At 72.8% G+C, this 20,874-nt stretch carries 21 protein-coding genes; 3 read left to right on the top strand and 18 right to left on the bottom strand.

Annotation, left to right across the window (positions count from 1 at the left end; translation table 11 throughout):
• From ACFWN1_RS20750 to ACFWN1_RS20725, 6 genes are all read right to left on the bottom strand, one after another.
• A partial coding sequence (locus tag ACFWN1_RS20750; RefSeq protein ID WP_384363931.1) for a S66 peptidase family protein occupies positions 1-983 on the bottom strand: 983 nt, incomplete at its 3' end.
• 44 nt (positions 984-1,027) lie between these two features.
• Entirely contained in the window at positions 1,028-1,399 is a 372-nt protein-coding gene (locus tag ACFWN1_RS20745) for an MmcQ/YjbR family DNA-binding protein (RefSeq protein ID WP_384363929.1), read from the bottom strand.
• On the bottom strand, positions 1,396-2,694 hold the full coding sequence (locus ACFWN1_RS20740) for a hemolysin family protein (protein ID WP_384363927.1): 1,299 nt from the start codon (positions 2,692-2,694) through the stop codon (positions 1,396-1,398). Before ACFWN1_RS20740 ends, ACFWN1_RS20745 begins: the two co-directional genes overlap by 4 nt.
• 16 nt (positions 2,695-2,710) lie before the next feature.
• Positions 2,711-3,208, bottom strand: coding sequence for an rRNA maturation RNase YbeY (ybeY, locus tag ACFWN1_RS20735; RefSeq protein WP_384363925.1), 498 nt, complete (start codon positions 3,206-3,208; stop codon positions 2,711-2,713).
• Between the two features lie 12 nt (positions 3,209-3,220).
• The gene (locus ACFWN1_RS20730; RefSeq protein WP_384363923.1) at positions 3,221-4,273 is read right to left on the bottom strand and encodes a PhoH family protein; all 1,053 of its coding nucleotides are present in this window, start codon (positions 4,271-4,273) and stop codon (positions 3,221-3,223) included.
• A gap of 239 nt (positions 4,274-4,512) precedes the next feature.
• Entirely contained in the window at positions 4,513-5,664 is a 1,152-nt protein-coding gene (locus ACFWN1_RS20725; protein WP_384363921.1) for a carbohydrate kinase family protein, read from the bottom strand.
• Between the two features lie 715 nt (positions 5,665-6,379).
• On the opposite strand from ACFWN1_RS20725, the gene ACFWN1_RS20720 reads away from it, so the two are divergent.
• The gene (locus ACFWN1_RS20720; protein ID WP_384363919.1) at positions 6,380-7,723 is read left to right on the top strand and encodes an MFS transporter; all 1,344 of its coding nucleotides are present in this window, start codon (positions 6,380-6,382) and stop codon (positions 7,721-7,723) included.
• On the opposite strand, the gene ACFWN1_RS20715 is transcribed toward ACFWN1_RS20720, so the two are convergent.
• From ACFWN1_RS20715 to hrcA, 9 genes are all read right to left on the bottom strand, one after another.
• Entirely contained in the window at positions 7,724-8,728 is a 1,005-nt protein-coding gene (locus ACFWN1_RS20715) for an adenosine deaminase (protein WP_384363917.1), read from the bottom strand.
• Positions 8,729-8,757: 29 nt separating this feature from the next.
• The gene (locus ACFWN1_RS20710) at positions 8,758-9,663 is read right to left on the bottom strand and encodes a ribonuclease Z (RefSeq protein ID WP_384363915.1); all 906 of its coding nucleotides are present in this window, start codon (positions 9,661-9,663) and stop codon (positions 8,758-8,760) included.
• 6 nt (positions 9,664-9,669) lie between these two features.
• Positions 9,670-10,023 carry a histidine triad nucleotide-binding protein gene (locus ACFWN1_RS20705; RefSeq protein WP_384363913.1) on the bottom strand — a complete coding sequence of 118 codons (354 nt, stop codon included), beginning with the start codon at positions 10,021-10,023 and terminating at the stop codon, positions 9,670-9,672.
• A gap of 237 nt (positions 10,024-10,260) precedes the next feature.
• Entirely contained in the window at positions 10,261-10,806 is a 546-nt protein-coding gene (locus ACFWN1_RS20700; RefSeq protein WP_384363911.1) for a hypothetical protein, read from the bottom strand.
• A 274-nt stretch (positions 10,807-11,080) separates the two neighbouring features.
• A complete protein-coding gene (locus ACFWN1_RS20695) occupies positions 11,081-11,473 on the bottom strand; it encodes a VOC family protein (protein ID WP_384363909.1) in 393 nt (130 codons plus the stop codon).
• On the bottom strand, positions 11,473-12,219 hold the full coding sequence (locus ACFWN1_RS20690; protein WP_384363907.1) for a 16S rRNA (uracil(1498)-N(3))-methyltransferase: 747 nt from the start codon (positions 12,217-12,219) through the stop codon (positions 11,473-11,475). The genes ACFWN1_RS20695 and ACFWN1_RS20690 overlap by 1 nt, the downstream gene beginning before the upstream one ends.
• Positions 12,216-13,316 (bottom strand): nitronate monooxygenase, encoded by a 1,101-nt coding sequence (locus ACFWN1_RS20685; RefSeq protein ID WP_384363905.1) that lies wholly within the window; start codon positions 13,314-13,316, stop codon positions 12,216-12,218. The genes ACFWN1_RS20690 and ACFWN1_RS20685 overlap by 4 nt, the downstream gene beginning before the upstream one ends.
• Positions 13,317-13,394: 78 nt before the next feature.
• Positions 13,395-14,534, bottom strand: a complete 1,140-nt coding sequence (gene dnaJ, locus ACFWN1_RS20680; protein WP_031179596.1) for a molecular chaperone DnaJ — start codon at positions 14,532-14,534, stop codon at positions 13,395-13,397.
• Positions 14,535-15,551: a heat-inducible transcriptional repressor HrcA gene (hrcA, locus tag ACFWN1_RS20675; protein ID WP_384363933.1), complete on the bottom strand. Its 1,017-nt coding sequence runs from the start codon at positions 15,549-15,551 to the stop codon at positions 14,535-14,537.
• Positions 15,552-15,708: 157 nt separating this feature from the next.
• Here hrcA and ACFWN1_RS20670 point away from each other — a divergent pair, with 157 nt between their 5' ends.
• Positions 15,709-16,431, top strand: a complete 723-nt coding sequence (locus ACFWN1_RS20670) for an MBL fold metallo-hydrolase (RefSeq protein ID WP_384363903.1) — start codon at positions 15,709-15,711, stop codon at positions 16,429-16,431.
• Between the two features lie 34 nt (positions 16,432-16,465).
• The gene (locus tag ACFWN1_RS20665) at positions 16,466-17,284 is read left to right on the top strand and encodes a DUF3097 domain-containing protein (RefSeq protein ID WP_384363901.1); all 819 of its coding nucleotides are present in this window, start codon (positions 16,466-16,468) and stop codon (positions 17,282-17,284) included.
• On the opposite strand, the gene ACFWN1_RS20660 is transcribed toward ACFWN1_RS20665, so the two are convergent.
• The 3 genes from ACFWN1_RS20660 to ACFWN1_RS20650 form a co-directional block, all read right to left on the bottom strand.
• On the bottom strand, positions 17,256-17,840 hold the full coding sequence (locus ACFWN1_RS20660; protein WP_384363899.1) for a Uma2 family endonuclease: 585 nt from the start codon (positions 17,838-17,840) through the stop codon (positions 17,256-17,258). The genes ACFWN1_RS20665 and ACFWN1_RS20660 overlap by 29 nt on opposite strands.
• 99 nt (positions 17,841-17,939) lie before the next feature.
• Entirely contained in the window at positions 17,940-19,172 is a 1,233-nt protein-coding gene (gene hemW / locus ACFWN1_RS20655; RefSeq protein WP_384363897.1) for a radical SAM family heme chaperone HemW, read from the bottom strand.
• A 36-nt stretch (positions 19,173-19,208) separates the two neighbouring features.
• The coding region (locus ACFWN1_RS20650) for a SpoIIE family protein phosphatase (RefSeq protein ID WP_384363895.1) at positions 19,209-20,874 on the bottom strand (1,666 nt) is incomplete at its 5' end.

The raw sequence follows: 20,874 nt of genomic DNA, 5'->3' as shown, positions 1-20,874 counted from the left end.
GTGTGCTCCACGCGGCCGCGCGCGCCGTTGACCAGCGGCAGATACGGGGCGACATGCCCGCACTCCACATCCGCGACGATCGGCACGCCCAGCGGGCCGAGCGCGTCGAGCACCGCCTCGTGCTGGCTCAGGGTCGGGGCGTCGGGGGCCTTGGTGCGGCCGACCAGGATCGCGGCGGCCCGGTCGAAGAATCCGGCGAGCCGCATGCCGTGCAGATTCCGGCAGATGCTGAACGCGTTGTCCTCGCAGGCTTCGACGTAGACGAGGAGGGGCTCGCCGGGGGCGAAGGACGCGGTGTCCAGGTACGGCGTCCCGGTGAGGTTGGCCAGGATCTCGGTGCAGCCGCCGATCAGCCGGCCGCTCACGTCCACGTCCCCGGTGCCGTCCAGCCGGGTCCAGGTGCCCGCCGTGTCCAGCGTGAGGTCGCGGACCCCGGGGTGGCGGACGTAGTCGTCCCAGCCGCCGGCGCGGTACCGGCCGGGCGGGGTCTGGGTGAACGGCTCACCCTGCGGCGCGGCCACGATGTCCAGCCAGGACAGCAGGCCCGCAGGCGTTCCGTAGGGGGTGTCCATGAGGTTGTTGCCGTGCACGGTGGCCAGCCCGGACAGCAGGGTCAGCGGGGCGAGCAGGGCGGAGACGTCGGAGTAGCCGACGACCCAGGTCGGTTCGGCCCGGCCGATCTCCGCGAAGTCCAGCAGCGGCAGCAGGTCGATGCCGGTCTCGCCGCCCCACGGGGGCACCACGGCCCGGATCCCCGGGTCGGTGAGCATCGCGGTGAGTTCGGCGGCCCGCTCGGCGGCCGGGGCGCTGAGGTGGCCGGAGCCGTCCATGCACCGGCCGACCGTCACCTCGTACCCGCGCGCCTTCAGGTCGGCCACGGCCACGTCGAGCCGGCCGCGCAGGGCGTCCGGGACGCCACTGGAGGGCGAGGTCACGCCGATACGGTCTCCGGGGCGCAGGGGGCGTGGACAGCGAGGTGTCATGCGGCGGATTCTGACACGGGGTCACCGGCGCCCCGCAGGGGTTTTCAGGGGCGGTCGAGCTTCAGCCGCTCGGCCTTCGGCAGGCCCGCGACGACGAGGTCGTAGGAGTCCTCGACCAGCTCCTCCACCAGGGCGTCGGGCAGGGCGTCGGGCAGGCCGGAGCCCACCGTGACGGTGTTCCAGTGCCGTTTGTTCATGTGGTAGCCCGGCGCGATCAGGCCCTCGTGGTCGGCGCGGAGGCGCGGGGCGTCCTCCGGGTCGCACTTGAGGTTGACCGTCAGGGGCCGCGCGTCCAGTGCCGCGAGGGCGAACATCTTGCCCAGCACCTTGAAGACCGAGGTGTCCGGGTTGAAGGGGAACTCCTCCGTCACCGCGTTGAAGGACAGGCACAGGGCGCGCAGCTCCTGGGGCGTCATTCCGTGCTCTCCTCCCGCGCCGGGACCCCGGCGGGCTCGACCAGCACCGTCACGATCTTGTTCCGGCGTCCGGCGGCGGCCTCGGCGGTCAGCTTCAGCCGTCGCTCGTCGGGCAGTTCGACCTCGGCGCTCGCACCGGCGATGGGCACGCGGCCCAGCGCCTTGGCGAGCAGTCCGCCCACGGTCTCCACGTCCTCGTCGTCGTACTCCTCCAGCCCGTACAGCTCGCCGAGGTCGGTGATGTCCAGGCGGGCGGTGACGCGGTGGCGGCCCTCGCCGAGATCCTCCACGGGCGGGAGTTCCCGGTCGTACTCGTCGGTGATCTCGCCGACGATCTCCTCCAGGATGTCCTCGATGGTGACGATGCCGGCGGTGCCGCCGTACTCGTCGATGCCGACGGCGACGTGGTTGCGTTCCTTCTGCATCTCGCGCAGCAGGTCGCCCGCGTTCTTGGTGTCGGGGACGAACACGGCGGGGCGCATCGCGGTGGAGACCAGGTCGTTCTCGGCGTCCCGGTTGATGTGCGTCTTGCGGACCAGGTCCTTCAGATACACGATGCCGACGATGTCGTCCTCGCTCTCCCCGGTGACCGGGATACGGGAGAACCCGGAGCGCAGGGCGAGGGTGAGGGCCTGCCGGATGGTCTTGTACCGCTCGATGACGACGAGGTCCGTGCGCGGCACCATCACCTCGCGGACCAGGGTGTCGCCCAGCTCGAAGACGGAGTGCACCATGCGGCGCTCCTCGTCGGCGATCAGCGACTCCTGCTCGGCGAGGTCGACCATCGCGCGCAGCTCCGCCTCGGAGGCGAACGGGCCGCGCCGGAAGCCCTTGCCGGGGGTGAGCGCGTTGCCGATGAGGATCAGCAGCGAGGGCACCGGGCCCATGACGCGGGCCAGCGGCAGCAGTACGTAGGCGGCCGCGGTTGCCGTGCTCAGCGGGTGCTGACGGCCGATGGTGCGCGGCGAGACACCGACGGCGACGTACGACACCAGGACCATCACGGCGATGGCGACCAGCAGGGCCTGCCAGGTGGCGTCGAACGCGCGGAGGCAGCCGTAGGTGACGAGGGCGGCGGCGGCCATCTCGCAGGCGACGCGCAGCAGCAGCGCCACGTTGAGATAGCGGGTGGGGTCGGCGGCGATCTGCGCCAGCTTGCCGCTGCCGCGCCGGCCGGACTTGACGGCCTCCTCGGCGCGGAAGCTGGAGACGCGGGCGATGCCCGCCTCGGCGCAGGCGGCGAGCCAGGCGACGACGATCAGCGCGACCGCGCCGGTCACGATCTGCGGACTCATTCGGTTACCGGCCGCCCTACGAGACGGTGGGCGCGGGCGACGGCCCGGTCAGCCCGCGCTCGGTCCGCCAGCCGTCGACGATGGCGGCCTGGAGGCCGAACATCTCGGCCTTCTCGTCCGGCTCCTCGTGGTCGTAGCCGAGGAGGTGCAGCACGCCGTGGACGGTGAGCAGTTGCAGTTCCTCGTCCATGGAGTGCTGGGTCGGCGCGTCCTTGCCCTGCTGGGCGGCGACCTCCGGGCACAGGACGATGTCGCCGAGGAGACCCGGCGGGGGCTCCTCGTCGTCCTTGCCCGGCGGACGCAGCTCGTCCATCGGGAACGACATCACGTCCGTGGGACCGGGCAGGTCCATCCACTGGATGTGCAGCTGCTCCATCGCGTCGGCGTCCACGACGATCACCGACAGTTCGGAGAGCGGGTGGATGCGCATCCGGGCGAGCGCGTAGCGGGCGATGTCGAGCACCGCCTGCTCGTCCACCTCGGTGCCGGACTCGTTGTTGACGTCGATCGACATGGTCGTGCTGGTCTACTTCCCCTTGGAGCCCTTGGCGTCGGGTCTGCCCGTGCCCTGGTGGCTGTCGTACTTCTCGTACGCGTCGACGATACGGCCCACCAGCTTGTGCCGGACGACGTCCTGCGACGTCAGCCGGGAGAAGTGGACGTCCTCGACGCCCTCCAGGATCTCCTGCACCTGCCGCAGCCCGCTCTTGGTACCGCCGGGCAGGTCGACCTGGGTCACGTCACCGGTGATGACGATCTTCGATTCGAAGCCGAGCCGGGTCAGGAACATCTTCATCTGCTCGGGACTGGTGTTCTGAGCCTCGTCCAGGATGATGAAGGCGTCATTGAGCGTACGTCCACGCATGTATGCCAGCGGGGCGACCTCGATCGTGCCCGCTGCCATCAGGCGGGGGATGGAGTCGGGGTCGAGCATGTCGTGGAGGGCGTCGTAGAGCGGGCGCAGGTACGGGTCGATCTTCTCGTACAGGGTGCCGGGGAGGAAGCCGAGGCGTTCTCCGGCCTCGACCGCGGGGCGGGTGAGGATGATGCGGTTGACCTGCTTGGACTGGAGCGCCTGTACGGCCTTCGCCATGGCCAGGTAGGTCTTGCCGGTTCCGGCGGGGCCGATGCCGAAGACGATGGTGTGCTTGTCGATGGCGTCGACGTAGCGCTTCTGGTTCAGGGTCTTCGGGCGGATCGTGCGGCCGCGCGAGGACAGGATGTTCTGCGTCAGCACCTCGGCCGGGGTCTCGGGGCCGTCGCTCGTACCCTCCTGGCTCGCCTTGAGCATGGCGATCGAGCGTTCCACAGCGTCCTCCGTCATCGGCTGCCCGGTGCGGAGCACCAGCATCATCTCGTCGAACACGCGCTGGACCAGGGCGACTTCCGCCGGGTCGCCGACCGCGCTGATCTCGTTGCCCCGGACATGGATGTCGGCCGCCGGGAAAGCCTTCTCGATCACGCGCAGGAGGGAGTCGCCGGAGCCCAGCACGGTCACCATCGGGTGCTGTGCGGGAACGCTGATCCGTGCTCTCGCCTGGTCCTGTGCGGAGGTGTGAGCTGTCGGTGTCTGAGTCATGGGCCGGCGCTGATGGCCTGCGTGTCCTCCTCGTCACGGCCGCCCCCCTTATGGCGGCCTCGCACGTCCAGAGTACGCCGGGGGGCCGTCAACGCGGCAGCGGTTTTCGCCCGTGCGGGTGGCTGCGCCGCCTTGGCGGGGAGCGGGGGGGTTGCCCGGGGGTGGGTGCGGGATCGGGGGGGGCGGGGTTCGTCCGGGTGGCTTCTGGTGGCGGGGGGGTGGGTTTGGTGGGGGGGGGTTCATGTGGTGCGGCCGAAGCCGATGGTGGGGACCGCTCGGCGTAGGGGCCAGGGGCGGTCGAGGTGGGCGGGGACCAGGGGGTCCAGGAAGGCGTAGCGGCGCAGGGCCGCGGGGTTCTGGGTCTCCAGGGACTGGACGCGCCGCCACCAGGCGCCGACCTCGGACCAGCCGGGGGCGGAGAGGGAGCCGCCGAACTCCTGGACGGAGAGGGCGGCGGTGAGGCCGGCGAGGGCGAGTCGGTCGGCGAGGGGCCAGCCGGCGAGGGTGCCGGTGACGAAACCGGCCACGAAGACGTCCCCCGCGCCGGTGGGATCGAGGGCCTCCACCGCGATGGCGGGCACCTCGGCGGTCTCGCCGGTGCGCCGGTCCACCGCGTAGGCACCCTCCGCGCCGAGGGTGACGACGGCGACCGGTACGAGTTCGGTGAGGGCGTGCGCGGCCGCCTTGGGGCAGGTGGCGCCGGTGTACCGCATCGCCTCCTCCGCGTTGGGCAGGAACGCCTCGCAGTACTCCAGGTCGGCGAGCCCCGCGAGATCCCAGGCACCGGTGTCGTCCCAGCCGACGTCGGCGAAGATCCGGGTGCCCTCGCGGGCGGCCTGCGCGATCCAGGGGGCCCGGCGGCCGGGGGTGAGGGAGGCGACGGCGGCGCGGGCCGGGGGCGGGCAGTCCGGCGCGGTCTCCTCGGGCGGCGGCTCGTGGCCGTGGGAGATCATCGTGCGCTCACCCTCGTACGCCATGGAGACGGTGACCGGTGAGTGCCAGCCGGGCACCGTGCGGGAGGGGGTGAGGTCGATGCCCTCGCCCCGGGCGAGCGCGTCCCAGCAGTACTCCCCGTAGTGGTCGTCCCCGAAGGCAGCCGCGAGGGAGGTGCGCAGGCCGAGGCGGGCGAGGGCGGCGGCCATGTTGGCGACGCCGCCGGGGCTGGAGCCCATCCCGCGTGCCCACGACTCGGTGCCGCGTACGGGGGCGGTGTCCAGGCCGGTGAAGACGATGTCCAGGAAGACGGTGCCGGTGAGGTAGACGTCCCAGGGCGGGTCGCCAGGGGCGCGCAGGGCGGCCAGCGGGTCGATCTGGGCCTGGTGGCGCGCCGTCTGGGTGAGGTGCTCCGGTTCTCCTCCGGCTTCCTCTCCGGCGATCGCATGGGACGGCATCAGTACGGGCTCCCTGACGTGGTACGGATCTGGCCAGTGTGCACCACGCCCCGCCGGGTGACCGAGGGTCAGGCGGCCGGAACTGGATGGTTGCGGGGGGCTCGCGGGGGTGCGGAGTCACCGGCGGGCTCCCGGCTGGGGAACGGCGGACCGCGGGAGGAGAGGAACCCGGTGAACGCGGTGATCCACGAGGGGAGGCGTGCCCGCAGGCGGGGGGCGCGGTTTGTGCGGAAGGCGGGAGCGGCGGGGCGCGTACGGAAGCGGGGCGGCGCGGAGCGGGGGCGCGCAGTGAAGAGCCCCACCCCGACCGAAGCGGGATGGGGCTCTGTTCGGAGCGCCGGGCAGGCCTTGCACCTGCATTTCCCCGCAGGAAGCGGGGCGTCTTTCCTTGGACCACCAACGCACTGTCCGCCACCGGGAGTTCCGGCGACCGCGACGTGAGCAACCATAGCGTATGCCGGAGTTCTGTGCGATCAACGTCCGGGCGTTCGAGAACGAAATCCACTGCGCCGACCCGCAGCGGTGCGGCCCAGGCGTGATAGTGATCTGACTCACATCGGCCGGACTTCTCCTCGAAACCGCGCGCTGACACAGCTTGCCCGCGCGCTCCAGTCGAACAGACGGCCGTCGCCCTTCCCTCTCCTTCACCCCTCGTCCTCACCCCTCGTCTTCACCCCTCGTCGAGCTGTCGCTCACGCCTGCCCTGGGAACGCCCGTGGTCGCCCCCCGCTCCATCCCCCGGCCCCTCGTCGCCCTCTTCACGGCCGGGTACCTCGCCTCGTACCTCCTGCCGACCACGGTCGGCCGTCTCGACGGCGCGCTGCCGCTGTCCGCCACCCAGGCCGGTGCCATCGGCAGCGCCCTGCTGCTGAGTTCGGCGTCGGCCGGGTTCACGCCGGCCGCTCGCGTGGACCGGTTCGGCGCCCGCGCGCTCGCCCGGCTGGGGCTCACCCTGGCCGTGCTCGGCTACGGCTCGGCCGCCCTCACCGACTCCGTCCCCGCCGTGGTGCTGGGCATGGTGGCCGGGGGCTTCGGCTCCGGGACGATGACGGCGGTCGCCGCCGCCGGTATCGCCGCGCGGCGCGATCCGCACCGGGCCACCACGTCGGGGCTGCTCGCGGTCTCCGCTCTGGCGGGCGCCCTCTATCTGACGATCCCGCGTCTGGGCCCCGGCCACGGTCTGCCGCTCGGCGCGGTCGCGCTGACCGCGCTCGCGGTCTGGCCGTTCACCGGGTGCCTGCCCGCCCGTACCGCTCCGGCGGCCGGTTCCGCCGTCACACGCCGGCCGCTCCCCCACCGCCGGTCCGGGCTGCTGCTGGCCGCCGCGATGCCCTGCTGGTCACTGGCGCAGAACGCGCTGTGGGGCGTCAGCGGGCGCATCGGTCTCGGGCAGGCGCACCTCACGGAGATCACGGTCGGCGTGGTGTTCGCGGTCGCGCTGGGCGCGGGGCTGGTGGGCGTGGCCGGCGCGGGCGTGCTCGGCCGGCGCCTCGGGCGCGCGCTGCCGATCGGGCTGGGTACGGCGTTCATCGCGGGCTGCGTCGCGGTCAGCGCCTCGGCCACCGATCTGCCGTCCTTCGCGCTGGGCGAGATCGCGTGGAACCTCTGCTACCCGGTGGTGCTGTCCTACGTCATCAGCCTGGCCGCCGCCCTGGACCCGCGCGGCCGCTGGGCGGTGCTGGTCGGCTCCGCCGCTTCGCTGGGCACGGCGGCCGGTCCGCTGACCGGCAGCCTGCTCTCCGCCCGTGCGGGCTTCCCGGCGACGGGCGAGATCCTGGCGGCGCTCCTGCTGCTGGCGGCGGTCCCGATGTCCGCCGTCGCCCTCAGGACGGCACCCCGCCGCCCGCAGGTCGTGGAGATCCCGCTCAGGTCGGCCCCCGTGCCGGACCCGGTCGTCACGGACCCGGTCAGCACGGACGTGGCCGCCAGGGATGTGGCCTTCAGGGAGCGGCCGGTCGCGGTCGGGGGTGTCACCGTCCGGGATCTGTCCGCCAAGGGCATCCCGGTGGTGCGGATCAGCCCCCTCACGGACACCCCCACCGCGACCGTCCCCGTCTGACTACGCCTTCCGGCCGGGGAACTCGTACGCCTCGACCTCCGCCAGGTACCGCGCCCGGCGGGGCTCGTCGTCCTCCAGGAAGGAGGCGAGGAAGGAGTTGCGGGCCAGTTCGCGCATCCGGTCCGTGGAGAGACCGAGGGTGTCGCGGACGGCGTGGAAGTTGTCGCCCAGGTAGCCGCCGAAGTAGGCGGGGTCGTCGGAGTTCACCGTGCACATCAGCCCCGCGTCGAGCATCGCCGGGAGCGGGTGGTCGGCCAGCGTGCCGACCGCGCGCAGGCGGACGTTGGACAGCGGGCACAGGGTCAGCGGGATGCGCTCCCGGACCAGCCGCTCGACCAGTGCCGGGTCCTCCATGGACCGCAGCCCGTGGTCGACCCGCTCCACCCCGAGCAGGTCGAGGGCCTGGACGACGTACTCCGGCGGCCCCTCCTCACCGGCGTGCGCCACGCGCCGCAGCCCGAGCACGGCGGCGGCGTCGTAGACCTCGCGGAACTTCTCCGGCGGGTTGCCCACCTCGGCGGAGTCCAGACCGACACCGGTGAGGCGGTCCAGGTACGGCTTCGCCGCGTCCAGCGTGGCGAGCGCCGACTCGGCGGACTCGTCCCGCAGGAAGCACATGATCAGCCTGGTGGAGATGCCGTGGGTCTCCTCGCTGCGGCCCAGCGCCCGCCACAGCCCCTCGATCACGGTGCCCATCTCCAGCCCGCGCGCGAGGTGGGCCTGCGGGTCGAAGAAGATCTCCGCGTGCCGCACACCCTGCGCGGCGGCGCGGGCGAGATAGGCGTCGGCCAGCTCCTCGAAGTCCCGCTCGGTGTGCAGGACGGCCATCAGCTCGTAGTACAGGTTCAGGAAGGACTGGAGGTCCTCGAACCGGTACGCCTCGCGCAGGGCCTCGGTGTCGGCGTGGGGAAGCTCGACGCCATTGCGCTCGGCCAGTCGGAACGCAAGCTCAGGCTCCAGTGTGCCTTCGATATGCAGGTGCAGTTCAGCTTTGGGGAGGGGCATCGAAGCATCGTACGCCCGCGTCCGGACGCTCAGCCGCGCTTGGGGAGCGGCACGCGGTCCAGGTCGCGGGCCACGGTCAGCTCGCCCTCGAACCCGGCCGCGCGGGCCTGCCGCCCGAACTCGGCGGCATCGGAGTAGCGCTGGCTGAAGTGGGTGAGGACGAGGTGCCGCACCCCGGCGTCCCGGGCCACGGTCGCGGCCTGGCCGGCCGTCAGATGGCCGTGGTCCTCGGCGAGGGTCACGTCCTCGTCCAGGAAGGTGGACTCGATGACGAGCAGGTCGCAGCCGTCGGCGAGGGTGCGCACGCCCTCGCACAGCCGGGTGTCCATGACGAACGCGAACCGCTGCCCGCGCCGTGTCTCGCTGACCTCCTCCAGCGCGACCCCGCCGAGCGAGCCCTCGCGCTGGATGCGGCCCACGTCGGGGCCTGAGATGCCGTGCGCGGCGAGCCGGTCGGGCAGCATGCGCCGCCGGTCGGGCTCGGTCAGCCGGTAGCCGTAGGACTCCACCGGGTGGGACAGCCGGTGGGCCTCCAGGGTGTAGGAGGGGGTGGTGGCGAGGGGGCCGTCCGTGTCGACGGGTGCCTCGGTGAGGTCGACCGTCTCCCGGTAGGCGGTGGAGTACCGCAGCCGGTCGAAGAAGCGCTGCCCGGAGCGCGGGTAGTGCGCGGTGATCTCGTGCGGCACCCGGTCCAGGTTGATCCGCTGGATCACCCCGGCCAGGCCCAGGCTGTGGTCGCCGTGGAAGTGGGTGACGCAGATCCGGTTCAGGTCGTGCGCGGCGGCCCCGGCGCGCAGCAGCTGCCGCTGGGTGCCCTCGCCGGGATCGAAGAGGATGCCCTCGCCGTCCCAGCGCAGCAGGTAGCCGTTGTGGTTGCGGTGGCGGGTCGGGACCTGGCTGGCGGTGCCGAGGACCACCAGTTCACGTGCGGACATGACGGGTTATCCGGGGGGCCATCGCAGGCCGCGGCCGCCGAGGACGTGCGCGTGGGCGTGCCAGACGGTCTGACCGGCGCCGCCGCCGGTGTTGAAGACGGTGCGGTAGCTCTCCAGCGATTCGCCTTCGGCGACTCCACGGGTCTCCGCGAGCACGTCCGCGGCGAGCTGCGGGGCTTCCGCGGCGAGTTCCGCGGCGTTCTCGTAGTGGGCCTTGGGGATCACCAGGATGTGGGTGGGGGCCTGGGGGTTTATGTCCCGGAAGGCGAGTGTGGTGTCCGTCTCGCGGACCACGTCTGCGGGGATCTTGCCCGCGATGATGCCGCAGAAGATGCAGTCGTCCTGAGGTTCGCCGGCCATTCGCCGCGCTCGCTTTCGCCGATGATCTTTGCCTTCGGCATCCTAGTGGTTCGGGCGCGGGGGCGGCGTGGTTCGTCCAGTTGACGGTCCTCCGACCTCGCCCGGTCCTGGGGGCGCGCCGGAGCGTTCGTGGGCGTGGGGGCGGCGGTCGGCAGCCCAGGCGTGGTGCCGCAGCGGCTCCTCGCCGGCGAGGGGGCGGCGTTGATCGCCGGGGACCCGGTATGGATCACTCCTGAGCTACTTGCCCTCGACGGGCCGGCACGCGGGGTCGTTCTCGCACCACAGGGTGCGGGTGACGGTGACGGTCACCGTGGGCCGGGGCTGTCCGGGCGGGCGGTAGGTGGCGGGCGGGGTGTAGGCGGGGGCGGCGTCGCAGTCGCCGAGTCCGCTGACCCGGAACACCCGGCGTCCGCCGACCTCGGCGGTGAGATTCCCGCGCACACAGGCGCCGTTCACCGCCCGGGTCACCCTGCCGGTGACGGCTATGTCCCGCCCGTCCTTGGTGCGGCCCTGGCAGTCGACGGTGACGACGGTGGAGCCGCTGGGCGACCCACTCGCCTGCCCGCCACCCTGCCGCCCCGTACAGGTCAGCCAACTCACGTTCACATCACGCCTCTTCAGCGCGTCGGTGGCGGTCGAGTCGGTGGTGTACGCGACCGAGGCCGCCCCCAGCTCCCCCGGCTGACAGGCCGTCACGGTCCCGGCGGCCAGCACGGCGAGCCCGGTCACGGCCAGCAGCCGCACGGGACGCGGACCACGGCGAATCCACCTCGATGCCCCCATACGACCCAGCGTCCCACCGACTCCCCCCGGGGGGAAGGCCGCATGAAGCCAGTCACCCGAACGTGCGGTCCTCGCTACGCTGCCCCCGTGCGCGACGACGAACGCCGACTCACGCACCTGACCCTGCCGGACGGCACCGCGTACCGCTGGTCGGTCCGGCACCGGCGGCGGTCGGCACCGGGAGGTGCTGACCCGGCACCGGGACGGCACCGCCGTACGCGCCGACGCGGGGTGGCGGCCGGCGAGGTGAACGGAGGGGAGCCGCTGCCGGCCGTCAGCCGCGCAGCAGCAGCCACTCCTGCAACTCCACCAGGTTCCCCTCCGGGTCCCGGAGATGAGCCACCCGCATCCGGTCGGTGAACGGAGCCGGGCCGTGGGCCAGTTCGGCACCCCGGGCGGTGATGTCGGCGCAGTAGGAGTCGAGATCGTCCACCCGGAGCACGACCAGTGAGCGGTGGCCGGTGGCGGTCTCCCCCAGTTCGGCGAGCACCTCGGCCATCGACGCCCGGTCCTGCAGGGCGATCCCGGCGGACCCGGCGTGCGGGCTGAACTTCTCGTACGGGCCCTCGGCAGCGCCCGACTGGGGGCGCAGGCCGAGGACTTCGGCGTAGAAGCGGTAGCAGGCGGGGAAGTCCGTGACGAGCAGCCGGACCTGGGCGAGTTCCATCAGGACCACCGGCCGGTGCGGCCCAGCAGGAGGGCCGTCGCGGCGGTCCCGGCGGTGGAGGTGCGCAGCACGGACGGTCCGAGCACGCAGGCGCGGGCGCCCGCCTCCTCGAAGAGGGCAAGCTCGTCCCGGGCGACGCCTCCTTCGGGGCCGACGACGAGCACGATCTCGCCCTCGGCGGGGAGTTCGGCGGTGGCGAGCGGGGCGCTCTCGTGCCCGAAGTCGGAGTGCAGCACGGCGGCGAAGTCGGCCCGCGCGAGAAGTGCCGCCACCTCCTTGGTCGTCGCCGGGTAAGCGACCTCGGGGAAGCGGACCCGGCGGGACTGCTTGCCCGCCTCGCGGGCGGTGGAGCGCCACTTGCCGAGCGCCTTCAGTCCCCGCTCGCCCTTCCACCGGGTGATGCAGCGGGACGCCTGCCAGGGCACGATCCGGTCGACCCCGGTCTCGGTCATGGTCTCCACGGCGAGTTCGCCCCGGTCGCCCTTGGGCAGCGCCTGGACGACGGTGATACGCGGCCGGGGCTCGGGCTCCTCACGGACCTCGCCGAGTGCGACGATCAGCCGGTCCTTGCCCTCGGTGCCGGTGACCTCGCCCACCGCGTGGCGCCCGGCGCCGTCGGTCAGGACGACCTCCTCGCCGGGCTCCAGCCGCTTCACGGAGACGGCGTGCCGCCCCTCGGCACCGTCGAGTACGTACCGGGTGCCGTCTGTGCGGAAGTGCTCGACGACGAAGACGGGCGCGGTCATCGCGCGTCCCCTCCTTGGGTTCGGCCGGGTCTGTGCCGGCGCCCGGACTCACCGCGTACGAGGTTGAGTTCGGCGGCGAGGGTGCGGACGAGTTCGGCCGCGGGCAGCGGGCGGGCCAGCCGGTGGCCCTGGCCCGCCCACAGCGACATGCCCTGGGCGTCCCCGGCGGCGGTGGCGGCCTTGCGCAGCGGCGCGGTCAGCTGGTGCACATCGGGGTAGGCGGCCGGGGCGTAGGGTCCGTGCTCGCGCAGGAAGCGGTTGGTCAGGGCCCGCGCCGGGCGTCCGGAGAAGGCGCGGGTCAGCTCGGTGCGCGGGAACACCGGGTCGGTCAGCGCCCGCTTGTGGATCTCGGGGGCGCCGGACTCGGGGGTGGCGAGGAACGCGGTGCCGAGCTGGGCGGCGGTCGCGCCGGCGGCGAGCACGGCGGCGATCTGGGCGCCCCGCATGATGCCTCCGGCGGCCACCACCGGGATCTCGACGGCCTGCGCGACCTGGGTGAGCAGAGCAAGCAGGCCGAGCCCGGTGCCGTCGTTCTCCGCGAGGTCGCGGTGGGTGCCCTGGTGGCCGCCCGCCTCGATGCCCTGCGCGATCACCGCGTCCGCGCCGGCCCGCTCCGCCGCACGGGCCTCCTCGACGGTGGTGGCGGTGACCAGCGTGACCGTCCCGGCCCGGCGCAGCGCGGCCAGCGCCTCCGGGTCGGGCACGCCGAAGTGGAAGGAGACGGCGGCGACGGGATCGTCCAGCAGGACGGCGAGCTTGGCGTCGTAGCCGTCGTCGCGGCAGCCGTCGGGGGTGCCCGCCCCGGTCTCGTACCAGGCGGCCTCACCGGCCAGTTGCTGCGCGTACAGGTCGACGGCGCCGGACTCGGCGTGGGCGGGCTGGGGCAGGAAGACGTTGACGCCGAAGGGGCGGCTGGTCAGCCCGCGCAGGCGCTTGATCTCCCGGTACATGCCGTCGGCGGTCTTGTAGCCGGCGGCGAGGAAGCCGAGCCCTCCGGCCTCGGAGACGGCGGCCGCCAGTTCCGGCACCGCGACACCGCCCGCCATGGGGGCCTGCACGATCGGGTGCACGACGAGATCGGCCAGCGCGGAGGACATGCCCGCATGGTGTCATGTCCGCCTGACAAGTCCGAATCGGGCCGGCCGGGATCGGGGGGCGCGGCACGCCCCCCGACCTCAGCGTCCGTTGAACGCGTCCTTCAGCCGGGAGAACAGTCCCTGCTGGCCGGGCTGGAACTGCCCCGTGGGCCGCTCCTCGCCGCGCAGCTTGGACAGCTCCCGCAGCACCCGCTCCTGCTCGGCGTCGAGCTTCGTCGGGGTGGTGACCTCGACATGCACGATCAGGTCACCCCGGCCGCCGCCGCGCAGATGCGTGACGCCCCGGGTGTGCAGCGGGATCGACTGGCCGGACTGGGTGCCGGGCCGGATGTCGACCTCCTCCATGCCGTCCAGCGTCTCCAGCGGCACCTTGGTGCCGAGGGCCGCGGCCGTCATGGGGATGGTGACCGTGCAGTGCAGGTCGTCGCCGCGCCGCTGGAAGGTGGAGTGCGGCAGTTCGTGGATCTCCACGTACAGGTCGCCGGCGGGGCCGCCGCCGGGGCCGACCTCGCCCTCGCCCGCGAGCTGGATGCGGGTGCCGTTGTCGACACCGGCGGGGATCTTCACGGTCAGGGTGCGCCGGGAGCGGACCCGCCCGTCGCCCGCGCACTCGGGGCACGGGGTCGGGACCACGGTGCCGAAGCCCTGGCACTGCGGGCAGGGGCGCGAGGTCATGACCTGGCCCAGGAAGGACCGGGTGACCTGCGAGACCTCGCCGCGGCCGCGGCACATGTCACAGGTCTGCGCGGAGGTGCCGGGGGCCGCGCCCTCGCCACTGCAGGTGTTGCAGACGACCGCGGTGTCGACCTGGATGTCCTTGGTCGTGCCGAAGGCCGCCTCGTCCAGCTCGACCTCGATCCGGATCATCGCGTCCTGGCCGCGCCGGGTGCGCGAGCGCGGTCCGCGCTGCGACGCCGTGCCGAAGAACGCGTCCATGATGTCGGAGAAGTTGCCGAAGCCGCCGGCCCCGAAGCCGCCCGCGCCACCGGCGCCGCCGGCCTGCGAGAGGGGGTCGCCGCCGAGGTCGTAGACCTGCTTCTTCTGCGGGTCCGACAGCACCTCGTAGGCGGCGTTGATCTCCTTGAACCGCTCCTGGGTCTTCGGATCGGGATTGACGTCCGGATGCAGCTCGCGCGCGAGCCTGCGGAACGCCTTCTTGATCTCATCCTGCGACGCGTCGCGGCGCACGCCGAGAACGGCGTAGTAATCCGTGGCCACTTACGACTCCGCCAGGATCTGTCCGACGTACCGTGCCACTGCGCGTACCGCTCCCATCGTTCCCGGATAGTCCATGCGGGTCGGTCCGACCACGCCGAGCTTGGCAACCGCCTCGCCGCCCGAACCGTAGCCGACCGACACGACGGACGTGGAGTTGAGTCCCTCGTGGGCGTTCTCGTGCCCGATACGCACGGTCACGCCCGGATCCTTGGCTTCGCCGAGGAGTTTGAGGAGCACGACCTGTTCCTCCAGGGCCTCCAGCACGGGCCGGATCACCAGGGGGAAGTCATGTCCGAAACGGGTGAGATTGGCGGTGCCGCCGATCATCAGCCGTTCCTCGTTCTCCTCGACCAGTGTCTCCAGCAGGGTGGAGAGCACTGTGGAAACCGTACCGCGATCCTCCGCCTCGAAGGCATCGGGGAGGTCCTCGACCAGTCGCGGTACGTCGCTGAAGCGGCGTCCGGCCACCTTGCTGTTGAGCCGCGCGCGCAGATCCGCGAGCGACGCGTCCCCGAACGGCGCGGGGCAGTCGACCATCCGCTGCTCCACCCGGCCGGTGTCCGTGATCAGCACGAGCATCACGCGGGCGGGCGCGAGTGAGAGCAGTTCCACATGGCGGACCGTGGACCGGGTCAGCGAGGGGTACTGCACGACGGCGACCTGCCGGGTCAGCTGCGCGAGCAGCCGGACGGTGCGGGCCACGACGTCGTCCAGGTCGACGGCGCCCTCCAGGAAGTTCTGGATCGCGCGCCGCTCCGGCGCCGTCATCGGCTTCACACCGGCGAGCTTGTCGACGAAGAGCCGGTAGCCCTTGTCGGTGGGGATGCGCCCGGCGCTGGTGTGCGGCTGGGCGATGAACCCCTCCTCCTCCAGCGCGGCCATGTCGTTGCGCACGGTGGCCGGGGAGACGCCGAGGCTGTGCCGTTCGGTGAGGGCCTTGGAGCCGACGGGCTCCTCGGTGCCGACATAGTCCTGCACGATGGCGCGCAGTACCTGCAGCCTGCGTTCGCTCAGCATGCGCACCTCCATCACGTCGCCCACGGTCCTCACGGTGTACCACCTGGCACTCTGCGCGTGCGAGTGCCAGACTCCCCCCGCCAGTGTACGGCCGGGGGGTGCTCACCGGGCAAGGTCGGTGCGGTCCGCCCGGCTTGTCCCCGGCTAGCGTGCGGGCATGACCGTGACTTGGGAAGACCTCGGGTGGGAGCGCCTGGCCGAAGGGGTGGGCCGGTGCCGGCTGCCGGGCTGGGACTGCACGGTGGGGCTGGTGGTGGGCGCGGGCACGGCGCTGGTGGTGGACGCGGGGTCGAGCCTGGCCGAGGGGGCCGCGCTGCGGTCGGCGGTGCGGACGCTGGCCGGGCGGGATGTGACCCATCTCGCGCTGACCCACCCTCATTTCGATCATGTCCTTGGCTCTCCCGCGTTCGCCGGCGCGGAGGTCTACGGCGCGGTCGGGCTGGACGTGGTGTCCGGGCACGAGCGGGATGCGCTGCGGCGGGACGCGGTCGAGCACGGGGTCCCGGCCGGGGAGGCGGAGGCCGCCGTCCACGCCCTGGTCCCGCCCGCGCACACGGTCTCCGGCGAGTGGACGCTCGACCTCGGGGGCGGGTGCCAGGCGCTGCTGGCCAACGTGGGCCCAGGTCACACCGCCCACGATCTCGCGGTGCTGGTGCCCGGCTCCCCCGAGGTCGTCTTCTGCGGCGACCTGGTCGAGGAGTCCGGCGGACCGCAGGCGGGTCCGGACGCGGTGCCGTCCCGCTGGCCGGCCGCGCTGGACCGGCTGCTGGCCCTCGGCGGCGAGGACGCGCTGTACGTGCCCGGTCACGGAGCGGTGGTCGACGCGGCCTTCGTACGGCGCCAGCGGGACGCCCTGGCAGCGCGTTTCGGCGTGTCCTGAGTGCCGGGCGGCTGCTTCTCCTATGGTCATCAGAATGCGCGAGTACTCCCCCGATCTGACCGCCCCCTGGAAGAAGCCGAAGCCCGTGCCCGAGGTCGCGGCGGAGCCGGGGCTGGTGGTGGAGGAGCCCGGTACCGGGTTCTGCGGGGCGGTGATCCGCTGCGAGGCGGGCACGGTGACGCTGGAGGACCGCTTCGGCAAGCACCGGGTGTTCCCGCTGGAGCCGGGCGGCTTCCTGCTGGAGGGCCGCCCGGTCACCCTGGTCCGCCCGCCCGCCGCCGCCCCGGCGAGGCCCGTGCGCACCGCCTCCGGCTCGATCGCCGTCCCCGGCGCCCGCGCACGCGTGGCACGCGCGGGACGGATCTACGTCGAGGGCAGGCACGACGCCGAGCTGGTCGAGAAGGTGTGGGGCGACGACCTGCGCATCGAGGGCGTCGTCGTGGAGTACCTGGAGGGCGTGGACGACCTGCCCTCGATCGTGGCCGAATTCGCCCCGGACGCGGACGCCCGCCTGGGCGTCCTGGTGGACCATCTCCTGCCCGGCACCAAGGAGTGGCGCATCGCCCGGTCGGTCACCAGTGAGCACGCCCTGGTGGTCGGCCACCCGTACATCGACATCTGGGAGGCGGTGAAGCCCTCAGCTCTGGGCATCCCCGCCTGGCCCCGCGTCCCCCACGGCCAGGACTGGAAGAAGGGCGTCTGCAAGGCGCTGGGCTGGCCGGAGAACACCGGCGCGGTGTGGCAGGCGATCCTGGCAAAGGTGACGTCCTACCGGGAGCTGGAGCCGGAGCTGCTGGGGCGGGTGGAGGAACTGATCGACTTCGTCACAGCAACGGGAAGCGGCGAGGCTTGACGTCGGGGAGCGTTCCGAAACCGCTGGTGTCAATTTCGATGCCGAGCGCCTCGGGCGTCAGCGTCTCACCGAATTGGTGCTTGCTCTGCCTCTTGTAGTCGGCCCGCTCCCCTTCACCCGTGGGCTTCTCCAGCAGGACACACTGCGCCATGATCGGGTCGATGATCAGGTAGACCGGAATACCGGCAGCGGCATAGATCGATCGCTTGACGCTGTAGTCCCGCTCGACGCTGGTCTTGGACACCACCTCGACGACCATGGTGACCAGGCTCGCCGGGAGGAGCCGTCCTGAAGGGGGCAGGACTTCAGGAGCCACGACCACGAGATCCGGGACGGGCTCACTGGCTTCGTCGACGATGTCGACATCCTGCGTCTGCAGGGGATACCAGCGATGCAACGGAATCTGCCTCTGCGTGAGCAACACGATGAGGTTGTGCACCAGATCCGGGTTCGGCATCATCACGATTTCCCCCCGCAGAAGCTCCACCTTGAGTCCGTCGGGCGGGACGAATCCCTCGAAGAACTCCGCGACTCCACGTTCGTCCACAGCGGTCATCTCCGTGGCCTCCACATTCGCCGCTTATGGTCAGCGGCAGCTTACGAACCAGGTTATGGACCAAACCGGCGTTCCGCAGTCATTCACCCCGGCGAGTGATCAGTCCACCAGATCCCGCACCACCGCGTCCGCCAGCAGCCGTCCGCGCAGGGTGAGGGTGGCGCGGCCCTCGGCGTAGGGCCCGGGGTTCAGGAGGCCGTCCGCCAGGGCGCGGTCGGCGGCGGCCAGACCGGCCGGCCTGAGCAGGGTCAGCGGGACGCCGTCGCGGAGGCGGAGTTCCAGGAGGATGCGCTCCACCCTGCGGTCCTCCTCGGAGAGGAGTTCGCGGCCCGCGCCGGGGGTGCGGCCGGCGGCGAGGGCGGCCGCGTAGGCGCCGGGATGCTTGACGTTCCACCAGCGCACCCCGCCGACGTGGCTGTGGGCGCCGGGGCCCGCGCCCCACCAGTCGGCGCCGCGCCAGTACAGCTCGTTGTGCAGGCAGCGGGCCGCCTCGGTGGTGGCCCAGTTGGAGACCTCGTACCAGTGCATACCGGCCGCGGTGAGCAGTTCCTCGGCGATGAGGTACCGGTCGGCGTGCACGTCGTCGTCGGTCATCGGGACCTCGCCGCGCCGGATGCGCCGGGCGAGCTGGGTGCCCTCCTCGACGATCAGGGCGTAGGCGCTGATGTGGTCGGGGCCCGCGCCGAGGGCGGCCTCCAGGGAGGCGCGCCAGTCGTCGTCGGACTCGCCGGGGGTGCCGTAGATCAGATCGAGGTTGACGTGGCCGAACCCGGCCGCGCGGGCTTCGGCCACGCATGCCTCGGGACGGCCGGGGGTGTGGGTGCGGTCCAGGATCTGGAGTACGTGCGGCTTGGCGCTCTGCATGCCGAAGGAGAGCCGGTTGAAGCCGCCTTCGCGCAGGGTGGCGAGGTAGGCCGGGTCGACGGAGTCCGGGTTGGCCTCGGTGGTGATCTCGGCGTCGGGGGCGAGGCCGAACTCGTCCCGGATCGCGCCCAGCATCCGTACCAGGTCCCCGGCGGCCAGCAGGGTGGGCGTACCGCCGCCGACGAAGACCGTACGGACCTCGCGGGGGTCGTCGCCGAGCACCTTGCGGGCGAGCCGGATCTCCTCCACGACGGTGTCCGCGTAGTTGTCCCGCGAGGCGAGGACACCGCCCGTGCCGCGCAGCTCGGTGGCGGTGTAGGTGTTGAAGTCGCAGTAGCCGCAGCGGGTCGCGCAGTACGGGACGTGCAGATAGAACCCGAGGGGCCGGTCGGCGGCACCGGCGAGCGCGGCGGCGGGCAGCGCGCCGTCGTCGGGGACGGACTCGCCGTCGGGGAGTGCGGAAGGCATGTCCTCCATTGTCCCGCACCGGGCGCGCGGCCCCGTTCACTGGGCCTGGAGCACCAGCAGGGCGAGGTCGTCCTCGGGCTCGTCCTCGCCGAAGCCGTGGACGAGGTCGCGGATGCGGTCCGCGATGTGCTCGGCGCTCAGGCCCGCGCAGCCGGAGAGGGCCTGAGCGAGGCCGTCGCCGTCGTCGAACTGGTCGGTGCCTGAGCGGCGCTCGGTGACCCCGTCGGTGACGCACAGCAGGCTGTCGCCGGGGAGCAGCTCGATGGTGTCGCTGGTGTAGGTCTCGTCCTCCACCACGCCGAGCAGGGTCTGCGGGCGGGCGACGGTACGCACCTCGCCGCCGGGGCCCAGCACCAGGGGCAGCGGGTGCCCGGCGGAGGCGAGGGTGCAGCGGACGCCGCCCGCAACGGGGGTCAGCTCGCCGTAGAGCAGGGACAGGAAGCGGGTCTGCGGGCCGTCGCCGGGGGCGAAGGGTCCGCCCCCGGCGGCGATCAGGGCGCGGGCGGCGGCGTCGGCGGCCTCGGTGGCGTCGTCCAGGAGGAGCTGGTTCAGGCGGTCGAGGACGTCCGCCACGCCGTACCCCTCGCGGGCGAGCAGGCGCAGCCAGGGCCGGGCGAGCCCGATGACGACGGCGGCCTCGGGCCCCTTGCCCTGGACGTCTCCGACGGCGAAGCACCAGCGGCCCTGTCCGGCGGGGAAGAGGTCGTAGAAGTCGCCGCTGGGGCCGCCCTGGTCGCGGGGTTCGTAGACGAGGGCGCTGGTCATGCCGGGGATCTCGGCGACGGCGCCGGGCAGCAGTCCGCGCTGGAGGACGGCGCTGATGGTGGCCTGGCGGGCGTACTGGCGGGCGGCGCCGATGGCGAGGGCGACCCGGCGGCCGAGATCCTCGACCAGGCCGGTGACCTCGTCGGGGAAGCCGAGCAGTCCGCAGCGGCCGATGAGCAGGGTGCCCAGCGGGCGGCCGCCGGCGATCAGCCGGTAGGAGAGGGCGGTGCCGTGGGTGCCCTCGGGGCCGAGCGCGGTGCCGGGCCAGGGGTAGGGCTGGGGGCCGGAGCGCACACCGTGGCCGGAGCGCGGCGGCTCCTTCTCCAGGGCCCGCTGGAGGTCCTCGATACGGCTCTCGCTGGCGTGCCAGACGCGGGCGGGGCCGTCCGCGCCGCCGCGTACGGTCGCCTCGTCCTCCAGCCAGATCGCGCACCAGTCCGCGAGCCGGGGCACGATCAGCTGGCCGGTGAGGGCGGCGACCAGGTTCTCGTCGAGCTGTCCGGCGAGCAGGTCGGAGGCTTCGGCGAGGAAGGTGAGCGCGCCCCGGCCGAGCCAGTCCCGGTCGCCCGCGCCGCGCTGCGGCTGCGGGGCGAGGGCCTCGGCGGCGATCAGCGCGGGGGCGGGCGCGGGGCCGTCGGGTTCCTCGGTGCCGCCGGGCGGGAGGCAGGCCCAGACGGTCTTGCGACCGGTGCGGTAGGTGACGCCCCAGGACTCCGCGAGGGTGGCGACCAGCCGCAGCCCGCGCCCGTGCTCGGAGGTGTCGTACGAGGTGTCGCCGTCGGGGTCGCGCGGGGCGCGGGCGGGGTGCTGGTCGTGGACCTCCACGACGAACGCGCCGCTCTCCTCCAGCCGCCAGTCGATCTCGACCGCCGTTCCGGCGTGGACGACCGCGTTGGTGACGAGTTCGCTGACGACGGCGGTGGCGTCGTCAGCGAGC

It is taken from the genome of Streptomyces sp. NPDC058459, from assembly GCF_042721685.1.
Taxonomy (GTDB): domain Bacteria; phylum Actinomycetota; class Actinomycetes; order Streptomycetales; family Streptomycetaceae; genus Streptomyces.
Note: the sequence above shows the minus strand (reverse complement) of the source record. Positions and strands in the feature narration are given on the sequence as shown.

Coding starts and splice junctions, on each gene's coding strand:
- ACFWN1_RS20745 (WP_384363929.1), bottom strand. CDS start 1,399: ATGACGCCCCAGGAGCTGCGCGCCCTGTGCCTGTCCTTCAACGCGGTG.
- ACFWN1_RS20740 (WP_384363927.1), bottom strand. CDS start 2,694: ATGAGTCCGCAGATCGTGACCGGCGCGGTCGCGCTGATCGTCGTCGCC.
- ybeY (WP_384363925.1), bottom strand. CDS start 3,208: ATGTCGATCGACGTCAACAACGAGTCCGGCACCGAGGTGGACGAGCAG.
- ACFWN1_RS20730 (WP_384363923.1), bottom strand. CDS start 4,273: ATGACTCAGACACCGACAGCTCACACCTCCGCACAGGACCAGGCGAGA.
- ACFWN1_RS20725 (WP_384363921.1), bottom strand. CDS start 5,664: ATGCCGTCCCATGCGATCGCCGGAGAGGAAGCCGGAGGAGAACCGGAG.
- ACFWN1_RS20715 (WP_384363917.1), bottom strand. CDS start 8,728: ATGCCCCTCCCCAAAGCTGAACTGCACCTGCATATCGAAGGCACACTG.
- ACFWN1_RS20710 (WP_384363915.1), bottom strand. CDS start 9,663: ATGTCCGCACGTGAACTGGTGGTCCTCGGCACCGCCAGCCAGGTCCCG.
- ACFWN1_RS20705 (WP_384363913.1), bottom strand. CDS start 10,023: ATGGCCGGCGAACCTCAGGACGACTGCATCTTCTGCGGCATCATCGCG.
- ACFWN1_RS20700 (WP_384363911.1), bottom strand. CDS start 10,806: ATGGGGGCATCGAGGTGGATTCGCCGTGGTCCGCGTCCCGTGCGGCTG.
- ACFWN1_RS20695 (WP_384363909.1), bottom strand. CDS start 11,473: ATGGAACTCGCCCAGGTCCGGCTGCTCGTCACGGACTTCCCCGCCTGC.
- ACFWN1_RS20690 (WP_384363907.1), bottom strand. CDS start 12,219: ATGACCGCGCCCGTCTTCGTCGTCGAGCACTTCCGCACAGACGGCACC.
- ACFWN1_RS20685 (WP_384363905.1), bottom strand. CDS start 13,316: ATGTCCTCCGCGCTGGCCGATCTCGTCGTGCACCCGATCGTGCAGGCC.
- hrcA (WP_384363933.1), bottom strand. CDS start 15,551: ATGCTGAGCGAACGCAGGCTGCAGGTACTGCGCGCCATCGTGCAGGAC.
- ACFWN1_RS20670 (WP_384363903.1), top strand. CDS start 15,709: ATGACCGTGACTTGGGAAGACCTCGGGTGGGAGCGCCTGGCCGAAGGG.
- ACFWN1_RS20665 (WP_384363901.1), top strand. CDS start 16,466: ATGCGCGAGTACTCCCCCGATCTGACCGCCCCCTGGAAGAAGCCGAAG.
- ACFWN1_RS20660 (WP_384363899.1), bottom strand. CDS start 17,840: ATGACCGCTGTGGACGAACGTGGAGTCGCGGAGTTCTTCGAGGGATTC.
- hemW (WP_384363897.1), bottom strand. CDS start 19,172: ATGCCTTCCGCACTCCCCGACGGCGAGTCCGTCCCCGACGACGGCGCG.